14 protein-coding genes are annotated in these 15,593 nt (G+C 47.5%); 12 read left to right on the forward strand and 2 right to left on the reverse strand.

Features of this window, described 5'->3' with window-relative positions:
• Positions 1 to 91 precede the first annotated feature (91 nt).
• Positions 92 to 667, forward strand: coding sequence for a cadmium resistance transporter (locus tag G6R30_RS01300; RefSeq protein WP_213820702.1), 576 nt, complete (start codon positions 92 to 94; stop codon positions 665 to 667).
• A 51-nt stretch (positions 668 to 718) separates the two neighbouring features.
• On the opposite strand, the gene zwf is transcribed toward G6R30_RS01300, so the two are convergent.
• Positions 719 to 2,179, reverse strand: coding sequence for a glucose-6-phosphate dehydrogenase (zwf, locus tag G6R30_RS01305; RefSeq protein WP_213820704.1), 1,461 nt, complete (start codon positions 2,177 to 2,179; stop codon positions 719 to 721).
• Between the two features lie 244 nt (positions 2,180 to 2,423).
• Here zwf and G6R30_RS01310 point away from each other — a divergent pair, with 244 nt between their 5' ends.
• The 8 genes from G6R30_RS01310 (at position 2,424) to dnaB (ending at position 10,558) form a co-directional block, all read left to right on the forward strand.
• A complete protein-coding gene (locus tag G6R30_RS01310; RefSeq protein WP_213820706.1) occupies positions 2,424 to 3,662 on the forward strand; it encodes an MFS transporter in 1,239 nt (412 codons plus the stop codon).
• Positions 3,663 to 3,691: 29 nt separating this feature from the next.
• Positions 3,692 to 5,065: a Na+/H+ antiporter NhaC family protein gene (locus G6R30_RS01315; RefSeq protein ID WP_213820708.1), complete on the forward strand. Its 1,374-nt coding sequence runs from the start codon at positions 3,692 to 3,694 to the stop codon at positions 5,063 to 5,065.
• 196 nt (positions 5,066 to 5,261) lie between these two features.
• Entirely contained in the window at positions 5,262 to 5,561 is a 300-nt protein-coding gene (rpsF, locus tag G6R30_RS01320; protein ID WP_213820710.1) for a 30S ribosomal protein S6, read from the forward strand.
• Positions 5,562 to 5,591: 30 nt separating this feature from the next.
• Entirely contained in the window at positions 5,592 to 6,122 is a 531-nt protein-coding gene (gene ssb / locus G6R30_RS01325; RefSeq protein ID WP_213820712.1) for a single-stranded DNA-binding protein, read from the forward strand.
• 27 nt (positions 6,123 to 6,149) lie between these two features.
• Positions 6,150 to 6,413: a 30S ribosomal protein S18 gene (gene rpsR, locus G6R30_RS01330; protein ID WP_213809430.1), complete on the forward strand. Its 264-nt coding sequence runs from the start codon at positions 6,150 to 6,152 to the stop codon at positions 6,411 to 6,413.
• 127 nt (positions 6,414 to 6,540) lie between these two features.
• Positions 6,541 to 8,565 carry a DHH family phosphoesterase gene (locus G6R30_RS01335; protein WP_213820713.1) on the forward strand — a complete coding sequence of 675 codons (2,025 nt, stop codon included), beginning with the start codon at positions 6,541 to 6,543 and terminating at the stop codon, positions 8,563 to 8,565.
• A gap of 50 nt (positions 8,566 to 8,615) precedes the next feature.
• Positions 8,616 to 9,068, forward strand: a complete 453-nt coding sequence (rplI, locus tag G6R30_RS01340; protein WP_213820715.1) for a 50S ribosomal protein L9 — start codon at positions 8,616 to 8,618, stop codon at positions 9,066 to 9,068.
• Between the two features lie 2 nt (positions 9,069 to 9,070).
• The gene (gene dnaB / locus G6R30_RS01345) at positions 9,071 to 10,558 is read left to right on the forward strand and encodes a replicative DNA helicase (RefSeq protein ID WP_213820717.1); all 1,488 of its coding nucleotides are present in this window, start codon (positions 9,071 to 9,073) and stop codon (positions 10,556 to 10,558) included.
• Positions 10,559 to 10,597: 39 nt separating this feature from the next.
• Here dnaB and G6R30_RS01350 read toward each other — a convergent pair whose 3' ends face one another.
• Positions 10,598 to 11,095 (reverse strand): aminoacyl-tRNA deacylase, encoded by a 498-nt coding sequence (locus G6R30_RS01350; protein ID WP_213820719.1) that lies wholly within the window; start codon positions 11,093 to 11,095, stop codon positions 10,598 to 10,600.
• 82 nt (positions 11,096 to 11,177) lie between these two features.
• Between G6R30_RS01350 and G6R30_RS01355 the strand changes: the two genes are divergently transcribed.
• The 3 genes from G6R30_RS01355 to G6R30_RS01365 all read left to right on the forward strand — a co-directional run bounded on the left by G6R30_RS01355 (position 11,178) and on the right by G6R30_RS01365 (position 15,538).
• Positions 11,178 to 11,906, forward strand: a complete 729-nt coding sequence (locus G6R30_RS01355; protein ID WP_213820721.1) for a GntR family transcriptional regulator — start codon at positions 11,178 to 11,180, stop codon at positions 11,904 to 11,906.
• A 226-nt stretch (positions 11,907 to 12,132) separates the two neighbouring features.
• Complete coding sequence (locus tag G6R30_RS01360; RefSeq protein WP_213820723.1) at positions 12,133 to 14,586, forward strand: phosphoketolase family protein; 2,454 nt, start codon at positions 12,133 to 12,135, stop codon at positions 14,584 to 14,586.
• Between the two features lie 127 nt (positions 14,587 to 14,713).
• Complete coding sequence (locus tag G6R30_RS01365; RefSeq protein ID WP_213820725.1) at positions 14,714 to 15,538, forward strand: Cof-type HAD-IIB family hydrolase; 825 nt, start codon at positions 14,714 to 14,716, stop codon at positions 15,536 to 15,538.
• Positions 15,539 to 15,593: the final 55 nt, after the last annotated feature.

Below are 15,593 nucleotides of genomic sequence, written 5' to 3' on the forward strand. Positions count from 1 at the left end.
TTTTTAGTTAACAGACGCAGCCAATAAAAAATATGATAAACTATTCATACCTTATAAATGAATCATTTATCATATATTTAGAAAGGCCCTTATGAATTTTTATCTTTTAATGCTGACTTTTTTGGCGGTCAACCTCGACTTTTTCCTGATGATGCTTTTCTTACTGAAGAAGTATCCCTTTCGGTCGGTGCTCTTGGCCTACCTTTTTGGTACGCTCTTGTTAATGGTGCTCAGTTTTCTGGCGGGGGAAATCCTCGAAAGGTTCTTGCCGGAATGGTTGCTGGGGATTTTAGGCTTTCTGCCCATTTACTTAGCCTTTCGCGATGACGATGAGGAAGCGGGTGAAAAGACGCGACGGTCACCCTTTTGGCTTGTGTTGACCACCTATTTATCAGTCTGTGCGGGCTGTAATTTGGCACTCTTTCTACCAGCGTTACTCGGCGTTGATTGGCTAACCTTTACTTGGGAACTACTAGTCATTGCTTTGTTGACGGTCATCATTGTTTTTGTTCTTCGTTTCTTAGCCGAAAACAAAGTTCTGGCGATCTTGATTGACCGCTTCGGCGAAAAACTAATGAAAGTTTGCTACATTTTAATTGGCTTATACGTCTTAGTTGATTCGGGCTTTCTCCTTCATGTCCTTGGGTTAGTCAAAAGTATGTTATAAGGCAGTAAAAAAGCGGCACACAGAAGTGAACCGCCTTTTTTTAATGGGTGATTAACCCTTGAAAAACCATGAGTCACCGTTCTTAGCCAGCAATTCATCGGCTTCCTTAGGACCCATCGTGTCAGAAGCATATTTGTAAAGTGGGGCCTTGTTATCAGCATAGGCCGCTGAAAGTGCGTCAACAAACTTCCAAGCAGTGGCCACACCGTGCCAGTCAGCGAAGTTTGAGCCGTTGCCGTCCATGGCGTCGTGAAGCAAACGCTCATAAGGAGCAGGCGTTTCGGCCTTTTGTTGATCGGTTGGTGCCCAGTTCAAGTTGATTAACTGCGTTGAGAAGTTATCGGAAACTTCCTTGGCGTTCATCGACATGGTGATGTGAGCATCCGGTGAGACAACGATTGAAAGAACCGTTTCTTGTGGTTCTTGCTGGCCACCAAACTTGAAGGCGCCAGCCTTGAAGACAACGTCAATCCGAGTCGTCTTAGCCGCCATGCGCTTACCAGAACGGATGTAGAAAGGCACACCTTCCCAACGTGGCGTGTTGAAGTGCAACTCACCGGCAATGTAAGTGTTGGTCTGTGAATCCTTTGGCACATCTGGCTCATCGGTGTAGGCCACGTGGCCGTCAACCGTTTGGCTGGCATCGTATTGACCACGCACGAAGTAACGGTCAGCACCCTTGGCATCGTAGATCTCAAGAGCGGAGAAAGCGGCGTTCTTGGCGTTACGAATGGCAACGTCAGAGAAGTCCTTTGGTTCTTCCATGGCTAACCAACCGATGATTTGCATCGTGTGGTTTTGGATCATGTCCAAAAGGGCACCGGCAGTATCGTAGTAGCCTGCACGTTCTTCAACGCCGAGTGTTTCGGCCAAGGTAACTTGGACGTTTTTGATGTAGTCCTTGTTCCAGGCCGTGTTCAGCATTGGGTTACCGAAACGAAGTGGGGCAATGCCCATGACTTGTTCCTTACCCATGAAGTGGTCGATTCGATAGACCTGGTCTTCGTCGAAGGCCTGCGTCAATTCGTTTTGCAATTGTTCGGCCGTTTCGTATGATGTACCGAAAGGCTTCTCAATCATAATGCGGTTGTAGCCCTTATCAGACATGAGGCCTTCGGACTTCAAGTATTGGGCAATGGTTCCAAAGAAACGAGGGGCAACGGCTAAGTAAAAGATACGGTTACCAACCACGTTGAACTTGGCGGAGGCTTCTTCGATTTGAGCTTTCAAGCCGGCATAACCAGCAGCTTCGGTTACATCAGAGGCGATGTAAGAGAAATGCTTCAAGAAGCTTTCAACTTGGTCCTTGTCCTGTCCCTTTGAGACTGACGTGCGAACCATGTCTTGGTATTCGGCGTCCGTTAACTCTTGACGAGACGTACCCACGATGGCAAAGTCGTCGACCAGGTAGCCTTTCTTGTACAAGTTGAAAACGGATGGGTACAGCAGGCGCTTGGCAAGATCACCAGTTGCACCGAAGAACGTTACTAAGGTTTGTAATTCTTTCACCATAAGATTCCCCTTTTTCTCTTTTTTTCTATCCACTACATTATAAACGATACGAAAGTAAAAATCAGGAGATATTCGTAAAAAGGCAAAAAAATGAAACCGGTTACTTTATGATAAGAAAGCTGTTATTGAAAAAGTCTCACCAATTGGTACGGCTCCCTGGTAGAATAGAAGTTAAAAGGTTTTAAGCAAGTGCTTTTTTGCAAAAAACAAGCGATACGAATGAAGAACGGCTAGGAGGCGTGCAATGACAATGAATTCAAGCAAAAAATTGAATGAAAAATGGCTGCTCTTAGCCAACCTGGCCGCCAATACGGGGCACGCGATGATTTGGCCAGTCACAACGTTGCACATGACGCTGTCACTGGGTCAGACCTTGACCATGTCGGGCTTAGTTCTTTTGGTCGCGGCATTAATGAACGTTTTGGGTTCCTTCATTGCCGGGCAACTCTTCGACCGATGGCGCCCTTATCCCGCTCTGCTGATTGCTTCGGCGATTGCTTTTTGTTCCGTTGGGACGCTCTTCTTTTATAATGGTTGGCCGATTTTTGCCATTCTAATTTGGACCGCTTCGCTCGGTTTGGGTGCTATCACGACCTTGCTCAACGCTTTTGCCACGACGGTGACCGGCAAAAACACGCGCGTGATATTCAACAACATGTACATCGTCTTGAATGTCGGCGTCGTGCTGGGTACTTTAGTCGTTGGCTACCTCTTCGACTACGGTTTTTCTTGGTTAATGTTGATCGCTTCCATTCTGTACCTGACCTTGGGCCTTGTCGTTTTGCTGTTCTTTAACGTAGACACAGAAGTGGCACCGGTTTCAACAGCTGTACAAGAGGTCGAAAACCAAACGGTTTTGTCCGATTCGCCGGAAGTCAAAGAAACCGTTGAAGCTGGTCGGCCAAAGCTCAAAATGACGGTTTTACTTGGTTGGATTGCCGCCTTTCTTCTATTAATGTATCTTTCTTACATGCTTTGGGAAACGGTCATGGCGACCTATCTTCATCGCATTGGGATTTCGACGGCACACTATGCCAATCTTTGGGTTCTGAATGGGCTGACCATCATTATTTTCCAAAAGATGATTTCCAATTGGGCCAACAAGCGAAACTACGCGATTTCCGTCATTGCGGGTGGCTTGATTTTTGCCAGCTCCTTCTTCCTGATGCTTTTTGTTAATCAGTTTTGGCAGATTGTCCTGGTCTTTGAGCTGTTGACGGTTGGTGAGATGCTGGCGTCACCACAGGTTCCGGCCTGGGTCGCACAAGTAACACCTAAAAAAGTCTCTGGGCAAGCCCAGGGCTTTGTCGGCATGATGATTTCGCTTGGCCGAATGTTAGGGCCGGTGTATGGTGGTCTGATGCTTGATCATGGCTGGTTTGCCGGGCTCTTCTTTTCGGTTTTTGCGGCCATGGTGCTGGTCAATATTGGCCTGTATTGGGCATCGATGAAAACGAAGAAAACGAACGAATTAAAGGGGTAATCGCTTGATTACCAGATAGTGGAATTAAAATGAAAACATTAAATCGAACATTCTCAACCCTTCTTCTTTTAGGAGTAGTGGTGATTTTAGCTGGGGGCATTATTGGCCTTGGCCTGGCCCCAATCGCTCCTTTGCTTGTAGCGATTGCCTGGGTTGTCTTATTGATGCGCCTCATTGGTGTTTCCTTTAAAGACGCGCAAGCTGCCTTGATCAAGGGAATTGAGGCGGGAATTGCGCCACTCTTTCTTTTCCTTTTGATTGGTGCCATGATTGCGCTGTGGCTTGGTACCGGTGTCATCCCAACGATGATTTGGGCGGGCTTTAAGCTCATTAACCCCCAGTGGTTTTTGCCAACGGCACTTTTGACCTGTGCCCTGGTTGGCATGATGATCGGTTCTGCCTTTACCACCATGTCTACGGTTGGTGTAGCGCTCATGGGGATTGGAACAACCATTGGCTTCCATCCAGCCATGGTCGCCGGCTTTATCATTTCAGGAGCCATTTTTGGGGATAAGAGTTCCCCCTTGTCCGATTCAACGAACCTTGCGGCAGCCGTTGCGGAAGTTGATCTTTTTGCCCATTTGAAAAACCTGATGTGGACGACCATTCCGGCACTCCTGGTCAGCTTGATTTTGGCCTTTGCCTTTGGAATGACCGGTGGCCATGGTGGGAACCTCGCGGCCGAAGGGTCGAGCTTAACAAGCTTGATTCAGCCAACTTGGTGGGCGATTGTGCCGATTGTCCTCATTTTCGTGACGGCTTTGAAAAAAATCCCGGCCATTCCTTCCTTGTTATTGAACGTTGTGACCTGTTCTGCCTTTTACTTGCTTTCCGGCCACTCACTAACGACTTGGTCGAATTTGGTGGTGAATGGTTTCAAGACGAGTTCCCACAATGCAACCCTGATTGCTTTGCTGAACCGTGGGGGGATGGTCGCCATGATGGACACCATCATGCTGATCATGTTGGCCCTTGGCCTTGGTGGCCTGTTGTCCAACTTAGGCATTTTGCGAGCGGTGATGAACCCCTTGGTTTCAAAGCTCAAGTCCCAACGATCGCTTGTCTTTGCTACCCTGGTGACTGGTATTGCCACCAACTTCTTGGTGGGCGAACAGTACCTGTCAACCATGCTCCCTGGTCAGTTATTTAAGGAAGACTACAAGCGCTTTGGCCTGTCGCCTTTGGCCTTGTCCCGGGCGATGGAAGATTCCGGTGCAATTGCTAACTACTTGGTCCCATGGGGTGTTGCGGGGGCTTTTGCCAGCCAAACCTTACACGTTTCCGTCCTGGCTTTCGTTCCCTTTACCTTCTTGGCCCTGCTTTCGCCGGTCTTTTCCCTGCTTTCTGCTTTGACAGGAATTGGCTTGCGCCAAGCAAAGGAAACCGTTGCCGAAAAAGAATAAAAAATCGTGAAAAAGTCGGTGTATTTCACCGACTTTTTTCGTATGATTAGGTGTAGGGGAGAAGAGCTCTGGTGGAGGTTCTGATTCCCCTTGCGAAAAGTCGCGAAATTTAGTATATTAAATAGACGTGAGTGCAGACATTGCACGCACTCCTTGCAACCAGCCGGTTGCCAGAGACCAAAAGGAGGAAAAATCGATGACCACAGCATACGAATTAACTTATATCATTCGCCCCGACATGGAAGCCGATGCCAAGAAGGCGCTCGTAGAACGCTTTGACGGTATCTTGTCTGACAACGGTGCGAACGTTACCAAGTCAGCTGACTGGGCCGCTAACCGCCGTTTCGCTTACGAAATCGCTGGTTACCGCGAAGGTACTTACCACGTAATCGAATTCACTGCTGATTCTAACGAAGCAGCAAACGAATTCGACCGTTTGGCAAAGATCTCAGCCGACATCTTGCGTCACATGATCGTTAAAGCAGACGAAAAGTAAACCGAAATTCCACCGGGAGGAACCTAAAAGATGATTAATCGAGTAGTTTTAATTGGACGGTTAACCCGTGATGTGGAATTGCGCTATACCCAGTCTGGGGTGGCGGTAGGTTCCTTTACGATTGCCGTAAACCGGAACTTCACCAACGCCAATGGTGACCGTGAAGCTGACTTTATTAACGCCGTTATCTGGCGGAAGGCAGCGGAAAACTTTGCCAACTTTACTGGCAAGGGCGCCATGGTTGCGATCGAAGGTCGCTTGCAAACGCGTAACTACGAAAACAACGCAGGCCAACGTGTTTACGTGACGGAAGTTTCAGTCGACAACTTCTCATTGTTGGAGTCAAAGGCTGATTCAGAACGTCGTCGTGCACAAAACGGCTCCTCTGACCAGAGTCAGAGCGGTTCTTTTGCAGGAAACAACAACTACGGCTCTGCCGCAGCTGATCCATTTGCAAGTAACAGTCAAAATAACAATCAAGCTGGCAGCCAAAGTGCTAACCCATTTGCCGCCAACTCAAATTCGGAAATCGACATCTCAGATGACGATTTGCCATTCTAAAAATTCTTTTCAGAAAGGAGCATACTCATGTCAGAACAAAACGCACGTCCACAACGTCGTCGCCCACAAGGCGGCCCACGTCGTCGCCGTAAGGTTGACTACATTGCAGCCAACCACATCGAATACGTTGACTACAAGGACACGGAATTGTTGGAACGCTTCATCTCAGAACGTGGTAAGATCTTGCCACGTCGTGTGACTGGAACGTCAGCAAAGAACCAACGTAAGGTAACGGCCGCTATTAAGCGCGCCCGCATCATGGCGTTGTTGCCATTCGTCACTGAAGATTAATGGTTAAAAAAGCAGGACTGCGGTCCTGCTTTTTTTATTTCACTCATGCTCGCTTTTTGCGGCGTCAATTTCAGCTAGCAAATTATGGTAAAATAAGTCCTAGGATATAAAGATTGTTGAGGAAAACATGAAGACGTTTTTAAATATCGGGGCCTTATCCCGTTACCAACAAAATAAGACTTTTGTGATGTCAGCGGCCATGGCCACTGTTGTGACAGTGCTGTCATTGGGACTGGCCATTTTTGTTAATTGGATTTTTGGCCTTGTCTGGCTTTTGTTGTTGGTGTTAATGGCAGCTGCCCTTGTTCGCCAGCTGATTTTGGCTAGCCAGGACTCCGAATCCTATTTGGAGGAGCTGACTTATCGAGTGAAGACTGGTCAGCAAGAAGCTGTTTTGCAAATGCCGGTCGGTATTATTTTGTTTGGCGACCAGCGTGTTGTATGGGTAAACCCATACATACAAGAATTGCTTGGTGACCGTGACATCATCGGAAGTAACTTGCTTGACGATGAAGAGGGAATCAAATCAGCGATTGAAAACGATGGCGAATCAACCATTCACTGGTTGGACCGCTCCTTTACGATTGACTATCAAAAAGACCTGGGTGCTTTGTACCTGTTGGATACAACCGAAAACGTCGCCCTTGAAAAGAACTTAGCCGACCACCGGTTAGTGACGGGAATTGTTTCGGTTGATAACTACGAAGAAGTGACGGAAGGAATGCCGGATTCCGAGACGTCGAAGTTGCGAACCGAAGTGACTGAGCAGCTGACGAATTGGGCAAAAAAGTATGATTTGTACGTCCGCCGTTTATCACCGGTTTCTTATCTGCTGATGGGTTATCAGTTGGATTTGCAGCGGGCGGAAGACGACAAGTTTTCCGTCGTCAAAGCCATTCGTGAAGCCACGGCTCAGCAGAATTCGCCTCTGACTTTGTCAATGGGGATTGCCTATGGTGAAAAAGACATTAACTCCCTGGTTCAGTTGGCTCAGACGAACCTTGACCTGGCCCTTGGCCGTGGTGGTGATCAGGTTGTGGTGAAAGCCGAAGATGCACCGGCTCGTTTCTACGGTGGAACGACGAATCCGATGGAAAAGCGGACCCGTGTCCGGGCTCGTGTGATTTCGCAGACGATTGCCGAATTAATGGACCAGGCGGACCAAATTTTCGTGGTTGGCCACAAAATGCCTGACTTGGATGCCGTCGGTTCAGCGATGGGCCTTTGGCGTTTTGCACAAACGCGTGAAAAGAAAGCCTTTGTCGTTGTCGATGAAGAACACATCTTCTCCGATATCCAATCGCTTCTTCGGGCCGTTCGAAACACGGATCCAGAAGATGCGCAACCGGGTGTTAACCTGGGCGCTTCGGTTATTTCTGAAAAAGATGCGCTCGAACGCGCAACGGATCAATCGCTCTTGATTTTGGTTGACCACGCCAAGGAACAATTGACCGGAGCACCAGAACTTTTGCATGATCTTTCAAACCGTTTGGTGGTCATTGACCATCACCGATTAGCAGAAGACGGCTTGTCAGAAAAGCCAATGCTAACTTATATCGAGCCTTATGCTTCATCAACTTCTGAATTAGTGACGGAATTGTTGCAGTATCAAAACCAAAAGGGTGCGCCAATTACTCGTTTGGAAGCCACAGCCATGTTGGGTGGTATCCAGGTCGATACAAAGAACTTTGTTCTTCGTACGGGATCTCGAACCTTTGATGCGGCTTCCTACCTACGTGCCAATGGGGCCGATAACGAATTGATTCAATCCTTCTTGAAGGAGAAGTTTGCCGACTTTAAGGCCCGTGCCGAATTGATTTCACAAGCTGAAATCCGGGAGGACGCGGCTATTTCGGTTGGGGATAATGAGACGATTTATCCTGGTGTTATTACGGCTCAGGCCGCTGATGAATTGCTTCAAATTGAAGGCGTCAAAGCCTCCTTTGTTTTGACAAAGCGCCAAGATGGACGTGTTGGCATTTCGGCCCGTTCCAATGGTGACTTTAACGTGCAGACGGTCATGGAAGACTTGGGCGGTGGCGGTCACTTGTCCAATGCGGCCACTCAAATGACGGACACGACGACAAAGGAAGCCTACGATCAGTTGATTCAAGCAATTGAAGGACAAGAAGCCGAAGAAGCGTCGATTTAAGTTATAATAGAAGAAAGGACTCGGGACCTCGTCCCCAAAAGGAGGCAGAAATGAAAGTTGTATTTTTGGAAGATGTAAAGGGTCGCGGTAAGAAGGGCGAAGTCAAGGAAGTACCCGATGGCTACGCCAATAACTTCTTAATTAAAAACAAGAAGGCGGAACCTGCAACGGGCAAGAATCTCGGTGCGGTGAAGGGTCGCCAAAAGGCCGAGGAAAAGCAGGCTGCCGCTGAGTTAGCAGCTGCTGAAGAACTGAAGGCCCTGCTTGAAAACGAAAAAACCATCGTCACCATTCCTGGAAAAGCCGGAACGGACGGTCGTCTTTTCGGTGCCGTTTCGTCAAAGCAAATCGTGGCGGCTTTGGAAAAGCAGTACCAAGTAAAGTTGGATAAGCGGAAGTTGTTGATGAACCAACCCATTCATGCAATGGGCTTTACAACCATCCCGGTTAAATTGCACAAGAAGGTACAAGCCGATCTGCGTGTCCACGTACAAGAGGGGTAATCATGGCTGATGTTTCATTAATGGCCAACGAATACCGGCAGGCGCCCCAAGACATTGAAGCTGAAAAAGCCGTCTTTGGGGCGATTTTCTTTGATGTCAAGTCAGATGCTGCCATGGTATCGGCACAAGCCATCTTGGAGCCAAAGGACTTTTATCGGACGGCTCACCAAGAAATTTTTAAGGCCATGCAGTCATTGGTGAATGATGATCGACCAATCGATGTGCTGACCCTGCAAGATAAACTAAACGCGAACCAGCAATTGGAAAACGTCGGTGGCATTGCTTACCTGGCTGAACTGGCGGAGTCGACGGCTTCGGCAGCGAACTTAAAGCACTACGCCAACATTGTTCATGAAAAAGCCGTGCTTCGCCGCTTGATTGAAACGCTGACGAAAAACATGTCTTTGGCCTACGATGGCGGGACAGATTCGACCGAATTGCTGGAAGAAGTTTCCCGTGAAGTGGACCAATTGGCGCAAAACCGTGGCGATGATGATCTTCGACGGATCCAAGACGTGATTAAAGAGTTCCAGGAGAACTTGGATGCAGCGGCGGAAAACGATTCGGATATTGTCGGCTTAGCGACCGGTTATCCGGAACTCGATAAGTTAACCCACGGCTTTCGTGAAGATCAAATGATTGTGATTGGTGCCCGTCCGGCCGTTGGTAAAACGGCCTTTGTCTTGAACGTGGCGAAGAATGCGGCCAAGTCCGAAAAGGTGCCGGTTGTGATTTTCTCCCTTGAAATGGGAGCGGTCGACCTGGTGACGCGTTTGGTGGCGGCAGAAGGATCCATTGATTCGAACCACTTAACGACTGGTCAAATGGAACAAGACGACTGGGCTTCTATGACTGTGGCGCTTCAGTCACTTTCGAACATGAAGATCTACATGGATGATACACCGGGGATTCGAATCACCCAGATAGCGGCGAAATTACGTCAGCTTGAAAAGGATTTGTTGGCAAACATGTCCGAGGAAGAACGTGATGAAAACCCACATCCTTTGGGGATGGTCATGATTGATTACCTGGGCCTGATTGAATCTGGTAATACCGAAAGCCGTCAGCAGGCGGTTTCGGAGGTTTCTCGTTCCATTAAGAAATTGGCCAAGGAATTGCATACGCCAATTATCGCGCTGGCACAGCTTTCCCGTGGTGTTGAACAACGAACGGACAAGCGTCCTGTGTTGTCAGATTTGCGTGAATCTGGTTCGATTGAACAGGATGCCGACATCGTTGCCTTCCTTTATCGTGATGATTACTATCGCAATGAAGATGGCGAAGACGGACCGGCAGGTGCGCCGGAACCAGAACAGGATTCGGTTCCAATCGATGTGATTTTGGAAAAAAACCGTGCCGGAGCACGAGGGACCGCAACCCTCATGTTTAACAAACCGACCTTTAAGTTTGCCGACCGGGCGCCAGAATACCGTGCGGGGGGTCCTGAAAATGGTCCAATTCCACCTGCCAATCTGAATAATTCTTGGTAATAAAAAGACGTGTTGATATACGTAATCAACACGTCTTTTTTATTCTGTTAATTCTGCAAAAGAAGAACCAATCATCTTCGCCAAATCGACTGGATTGACTTTGTCAGAGCGACCGAGCTCACCGGCTGAAACGAGGAAGTAGGCTGCGTCTTTAGCGGACTGATCGAAAAAGATTGGAAAGTGTTTGTTTTGCCAAATGCCCACCGGGTTGTTGGCTCCGTGGACATAACCCGTTGTCTTTTCGAGTTCCTTCATGGGGAGCATGTGGACTTTTTTATTGCCGGAAACCGCGGCTAGCTTTTTCATGTCCAGCCGTTCGGTTAGGGGGACAACAGCCACAACTGGACCGGTTTTGTCCCCCTTTGCCGCAAGGGTCTTATAAATATCGGATTCTTGGATGCCGAGTTCTTGGAACTTGGCGGCCTTTTCTTCTTCCGTTAAGTCCAAGGCATTAATTGCCAAGGATTCATAGGGCACCTGGTGCTTGTCGAGCACTTGTTCAGGTAGTGTTTTTTTGTCTTTTTTCTTTTTTGCCATAGTGTTATTTTAGCACAGCGGTCAAGGGGTGAAGGAGCCCAAAAGAATAACTGGTCGGACCAATCTATGGTAAAATCGACCCATGGCAGAATCAAAATACGTAACGGTGCAAGCCGATATCAAATCAAAAATTTACCAGGGTGCTTATCCGGATCTAAAGTTGCCCGATGAACGGTCGATGGCCGAAGACTATGGTGTTTCGCGTTCCTCCATTAAGCGGGCGCTTAGTGTCTTAGTTCAGCAGGGGATTATCTTTAAAAAGCGCGGATCGGGGACTTTTGTCAATCCGCTTTATTTGAAAAATCAGGCGATCTTTCAACACGAGGGCTCAAACCTTGGCGTGTCGGACTCCTTTCGAATTAACGGGCAGGCACCGTCCATTGAGTTGCTCGACTTTCGTGTGATTCAGGCGAATCCGGAACAGCAATCCGCGCTTTTTTTGAACGATGGGGATTTCGTTTATGAAATTAAGCGTTTGCGAAAACTTGGCGGCGTTCCTTTTATGATCGAGTATGGGTATGTGCCGATTTCTTTGCTACCTGGATTGAAAAAAGAAAACGTCACCCAATCGATTTATGGCTACGTTGAAAAGGAAAAACAAAAAAAGGTGACCCGCTCTTTCATGACCATTATGGCGGCGCCTTCCAATGAAGAGGAACAATCGCTACTGAAGCTGAAGGCGACGGAACCGGTTGGGATCATGGAGGGGATTTTCTTCATGGACGATGGTACGCCGCTGGAATATGCGAACATGCGCTTGCATTATCAATACCTCCGCTATAACGCCTTCGTCTCGATTAGTTCGGAATAAAGCTTTTGCCGGCAGGACTTTGTTAAGTGATTAGACAAAGTCCTGCTTTTTATAATTGGAACGGTCCAATTATAAAAACAGGTGTAACCAAAATTAAGAAAGTTCGAGCCATCCGGCCATTTACCTTGAAACCCATTTAATCTGCAGATATAATAATACTTGTAAATATTTAAACCGGAGGTGTGCATCAGCACCCTTCGTGGAAAGAAAAAGGAGTACTATTTACATGGTTGATTACAACTCAAAAGAGTACTTGGAACTCGTTGACAAGTGGTGGCGTGCTACCAACTATCTGTCAGCTGGGATGATTTTTTTGAAGTCAAACCCATTGTTCTCAGTAACTAAGACGCCAATTCAAGCTGAAGACGTGAAGGTTAAGCCTATCGGGCACTGGGGAACGATCTCTGGTCAAACTTTCTTGTACGCTCACGCAAACCGTCTGATCAACAAGTATGATTTGAACATGTTCTACATCGGTGGACCAGGACACGGTGGCCAGGTAATGGTTACCAACGCCTACCTCGATGGCGAATATACGGAAGACTACCCAGAAGTTACACAAGACTTGAAGGGTATGTCAACGTTGTTCAAGCGCTTCTCATTCCCAGGTGGAATTGGTTCGCACATGACGGCCCAAACGCCAGGTTCTTTGCACGAAGGTGGCGAATTGGGTTACTCATTGTCCCACGCCTTCGGTGCTGTTTTGGATAACCCAGACCAAATCGCTTTCGCGGTTGTTGGTGATGGTGAAGCCGAAACTGGTCCATCAATGACTTCATGGCACTCAATCAAGTTCTTGAATGCTAAGAACGATGGTGCTGTATTGCCTATCTTGGACTTGAACGGATTTAAGATTTCAAACCCAACGATCTTCTCACGTATGTCAGATGAAGAAATCACGAACTTCTTCAAGGGTCTTGGCTACTCAGCTCGTTTCATCGAAAACGGCGATATCCACGACTACATGGCATATCACGAAAAGGCTGCGTCAATCTTTGACCAAGCCATCGAAGATATCCAAGCCATCCAAAAGGATGCCCGTGAAAACGGAAAGTATGAAGATGGAACGATCCCTTCATGGCCAGTGATTATTGCTCGCTTGCCAAAGGGATGGGGTGGACCTACGCACGACCAAAAGGGAATGCCAATCGAAGATTCATTCCGTGCCCACCAAGTGCCATTGCCTCTTGGCCAAAACAACTTGGAAACGTTGCCACAATTCGAAGAATGGATGAACTCATACAAGCCTGAAGAATTGTTCAACGCTGACGGTTCATTGAAGGATGAATTGAAGGCCATCGCTCCTAAGGGTGACAAGCGTATGTCTGCTAACCCTATTACGAACGGTGGACGTAAGCGCGGTGAAGATCTTAAGGATCTTGACTTGCCAGACTGGCACGAATACACGAACAACATCACTGCGGACAACCGTGGAACGATGTTGCCAGATGCCAACCACAACATGGACATGTTCACTTTGTCAACTTACCTTGAAAAGGTAATGCAAATGAACCCTAAGTCATTCCGTTTCTTCGGACCTGATGAAACGATGTCTAACCGTTTGTGGAGCTTGTTCGACACGACTAACCGTCAGTGGATGGAAGAAGTGAAGAACCCTAACGACCAATTCGAAGCCCCAGAAGGCCGTATCTTGGATGCTCAATTGTCTGAACACCAAGCTGAAGGTTGGTTGGAAGGTTATACGTTGACTGGTCGTGTTGGAATCTTCGCCTCATACGAATCATTCCTCCGCGTTGTCGACTCAATGATCACTCAGCACTTCAAGTGGTTGCGTCACGCTTCAGAACAAGCATGGCGTAATGACTACCCATCATTGAACTTGATTTCAACTTCTACTGCTTTCCAGCAGGACCACAACGGTTACACTCACCAGGATCCTGGTATGTTGACTCACTTGGCCGAAAAGAAGTCTGACTTCATCCGTCAGTACTTGCCAGCCGATGGTAACGCTACTTTGGCTGTGATGGACCGTGCGTTCTCAGAACACTCAAAGGTTAACCACATGGTTATCTCAAAGCAACCACGTCAGCAATGGTTCTCAGCTGCTGAAGCTGAAGTACTTGCTAACGAAGGTTTGGCTGTTATCGATTGGGCTTCTACTGCACCTTCTGCAAAGGTTGACATTACCTTCGCATCTGCAGGTACTGAACCTACAATCGAAACGTTGGCTGCCCTTTGGTTGGTTAACCAAGAATTCCCAGACGTTAAGTTCCGTTACGTTAACGTTGTTGAATTGCTTCGCTTGCAGAAGAAGTCAGAAGCAGCCGGCAACGACGAACGCGAATTGTCTGCTGACGAATTCAACAAGTTCTTCCAAGCTGATACACCAGTTATCTTCGGATTCCACGGATACGAAGACTTGGTTGAATCATTCTTCTTCGAACGTAAGTTCCGCGGTGATGTATACGTTCACGGTTACCGTGAAGATGGTGACATTACGACGACTTATGACATGCGTGTTTACTCACACCTTGATCGCTTCCACCAAGCTAAGGAAGCTGTCGAAGTCCTTTCAGAACGTGGCGTAATCGATCAAGCTGCTGCTGACACATTCATCTCAAAGATGGATGACATCTTGGCAAAGCACATGAAGGTTACCCGTGAAGAAGGTCGAGACATCGAAGAATTCACGAAGTGGCAATGGTCAGCTTTGAAGTAAGCTGAACACCCTTCGAAAAGGACGAGCATTGCTCGTCCTTTTTTTGTACAATCAAAGACTTTGACAAAAGGCTGCGCCTCTCTTTTGATTTTTGCTATAATAACCCTAATTGGAAAGGGACGCTATGATGAACAAAATCAAATTGATTTCAATCGATATTGACGGGACACTTTTAAACGATAACCGTGAAATTACGCCGGCCGTTAAGGCTGCCGTACAAGAGGCAAATGAACAAGGAATTTACGTCGTTATCACAACTGGACGACCAGCAACCGGCGTCAAAAATGTGATTGAGGAACTTGGCCTTGTATCAGACAATCAGTATGTGATCACACACAATGGTGGTATGGCACAATCGACTGACCATTCGAAGATGATTTATCATGAAACGCTACCTTGGTCATTGTTTAAAGAAGCAGAGGCCTTTGCACAACAACAGCAGGCTTACCTTCAAATTGAATCTGACGAATTTGCCTACACAATGGCTCGTGAACAAAATGTCTTTGTGTCTCAGGAAAACTTCGTGGTGCAATTGCCGCTCAAAGTCGTGGATTCCCTCGCCGATGTGCAGGATGTGCCCTTTGTAAAGGCCATGCTGATTGGCGAAAAGAACTTTATGGACCGCGTTCAAGAGCAAGTGCCAACTGATTTAAAGGAACAAGCGAACGTGGTGCGTTCAACACCGAATAACTTGGAATTTATGAATAAGGATGCCTCTAAGGGAGCGGCAATGCTGGCCCTCGCTGCTAAGCTGGGCATTCAAGCCGAAGAAACGATGGCCATTGGTGACCAGGAAAACGATGTGACGATGATTCGCCAAGCGGGTATTGGTGTTGCAATGGGCAATGCGGTGCCGATGATTCAAGAGGCAGCTGACGTACAAACGACAGATAACAACCATGATGGCGTGGCAAATGCGATCCGCCGTTACGCATTAAATTCGACATTTTAGATTTCAGAGGGCGCAGTGAAAAGCGTCCTCTTTTTTAATGCATTTTTGTTATAAT

The organism is Fructobacillus parabroussonetiae, assembly GCF_018437265.1.
Classification (GTDB): Bacteria; Bacillota; Bacilli; order Lactobacillales; family Lactobacillaceae; genus Fructobacillus; species Fructobacillus parabroussonetiae.

What these genes read in the sequence shown, in the direction of transcription:
- G6R30_RS01300 (WP_213820702.1), top strand. Translation starts at nt 92, where the DNA reads ATGAATTTTTATCTTTTAATGCTGACTTTTTTGGCGGTCAACCTCGAC.
- zwf (WP_213820704.1), bottom strand. Translation starts at nt 2,179, where the DNA reads ATGGTGAAAGAATTACAAACCTTAGTAACGTTCTTCGGTGCAACTGGT.
- G6R30_RS01310 (WP_213820706.1), top strand. Translation starts at nt 2,424, where the DNA reads ATGACAATGAATTCAAGCAAAAAATTGAATGAAAAATGGCTGCTCTTA.
- G6R30_RS01315 (WP_213820708.1), top strand. Translation starts at nt 3,692, where the DNA reads ATGAAAACATTAAATCGAACATTCTCAACCCTTCTTCTTTTAGGAGTA.
- rpsF (WP_213820710.1), top strand. Translation starts at nt 5,262, where the DNA reads ATGACCACAGCATACGAATTAACTTATATCATTCGCCCCGACATGGAA.
- ssb (WP_213820712.1), top strand. Translation starts at nt 5,592, where the DNA reads ATGATTAATCGAGTAGTTTTAATTGGACGGTTAACCCGTGATGTGGAA.
- rpsR (WP_213809430.1), top strand. Translation starts at nt 6,150, where the DNA reads ATGTCAGAACAAAACGCACGTCCACAACGTCGTCGCCCACAAGGCGGC.
- G6R30_RS01335 (WP_213820713.1), top strand. Translation starts at nt 6,541, where the DNA reads ATGAAGACGTTTTTAAATATCGGGGCCTTATCCCGTTACCAACAAAAT.
- rplI (WP_213820715.1), top strand. Translation starts at nt 8,616, where the DNA reads ATGAAAGTTGTATTTTTGGAAGATGTAAAGGGTCGCGGTAAGAAGGGC.
- dnaB (WP_213820717.1), top strand. Translation starts at nt 9,071, where the DNA reads ATGGCTGATGTTTCATTAATGGCCAACGAATACCGGCAGGCGCCCCAA.
- G6R30_RS01350 (WP_213820719.1), bottom strand. Translation starts at nt 11,095, where the DNA reads ATGGCAAAAAAGAAAAAAGACAAAAAAACACTACCTGAACAAGTGCTC.
- G6R30_RS01355 (WP_213820721.1), top strand. Translation starts at nt 11,178, where the DNA reads ATGGCAGAATCAAAATACGTAACGGTGCAAGCCGATATCAAATCAAAA.
- G6R30_RS01360 (WP_213820723.1), top strand. Translation starts at nt 12,133, where the DNA reads ATGGTTGATTACAACTCAAAAGAGTACTTGGAACTCGTTGACAAGTGG.
- G6R30_RS01365 (WP_213820725.1), top strand. Translation starts at nt 14,714, where the DNA reads ATGAACAAAATCAAATTGATTTCAATCGATATTGACGGGACACTTTTA.